The sequence below is a fragment of the Barnesiella sp. An22 genome, from assembly GCF_002159975.1.
GTDB classification, from domain to species: Bacteria; Bacteroidota; Bacteroidia; order Bacteroidales; family Barnesiellaceae; genus Barnesiella; species Barnesiella merdigallinarum.
Genome location: NZ_NFJR01000047.1, coordinates 1 through 1058 on the forward strand (window position 1 = coordinate 1; position 1058 = coordinate 1058).

Annotated in this window: 1 protein-coding gene and 1 pseudogene; one reads left to right on the forward strand and one right to left on the reverse strand. The window is 31.0% G+C overall.

What is annotated here, in order from left to right; genetic code table 11:
- Positions 1–247, reverse strand: a pseudogene (locus B5F38_RS14130) (IS982 family transposase); the annotation flags it as partial.
- Between the two features lie 32 nt (positions 248–279).
- Here B5F38_RS14130 and B5F38_RS14135 point away from each other — a divergent pair.
- On the forward strand, positions 280–696 hold the full coding sequence (locus B5F38_RS14135; protein WP_087423062.1) for a hypothetical protein: 417 nt from the start codon (positions 280–282) through the stop codon (positions 694–696).
- Positions 697–1058 lie beyond the last annotated feature (362 nt).

Below are 1058 nucleotides of genomic sequence, written 5' to 3' on the forward strand. Positions count from 1 at the left end.
TATATTCCTGTAGCTTTGCAAACAACAATGGCTTACTGTCAATACCAACAGTTTCTGATGTCATATTCAATGCCATTATTTCAAGGTCTGAGAATCCAGGGACTACTCCTTTTCTAGGCACATTCCCTGATTCATTGACAAAATTTCCAGCTACTTGCTTGCATATGTTCAGAAATTTTGCGAATATTGCATATAGTTTGTGTGTATGATATTTGCCCATTAAAAGTATACATAACTTTTTATACATAAATCTTTTATCAATTTAATTCCACTAACGGTATGAAAACAGGAAATTTATTCAAAATTCTTTTATTAATAATCTTTGCAACGACATTTGTCGCATGTGAAAGCGAGGAAAAAGATGGAGATTGGGAAGCGATGAAATGGGAAACCAATGTATCAAATATCAATAAAAACAAGATAGAAGTACCCAATGAGGGTGGCGTTTATGTCATTAAATGTACGAATTATAAAAGTTTTTGGATTAATGCGTTGTCTGAAAACGGTGAGTCTCTTCCAATAGATAATGAAGATGAAAAAATAGAAAGAGAGTGGTACTCTATAAAAATAAATGATGGAAACACCATGACTGTTTCGATTCTATCGAATAGTAGTGATGACAATAGAACTTTGAAAATAGGAATTCAAGCAGAAAATGCTTTTGATTCATTTTTGTTTGAGCAAAATAAGAACTAAGATAACTTTTGTATTCCTAGGAATAGCTATAATTTTTTAACATGATAAAATTTAAGAGGGAGGACCACACGATTCTCCCTCTTAAATTTTACTACTCAAAGAATAGCAGATATTCCATCTTTCTTCTCAACTTAATGCGCGAAATACTCAATCTTTATGGTGCTGTAAAGAAATATTGAATAAATTAAGCAAAATACATTACCTTTGTTATCGTCTTAAACAATAAGCTAAAACTGAAGTGGAATATTGGAAACGAATTGCATAGAAAAATAGAAGATACCGCCTATATTGTTATCCTAATTGAGTTAATAATCAATAAAAGCGTTAAATCTTCACCCTTTAGAATGTACAATTAAAGACAA

Bases quoted from the DNA above. Each gene is read 5' to 3' on its own strand.
- B5F38_RS14135 (WP_087423062.1), top strand. From the start codon at position 280: ATGAAAACAGGAAATTTATTCAAAATTCTTTTATTAATAATCTTTGCA.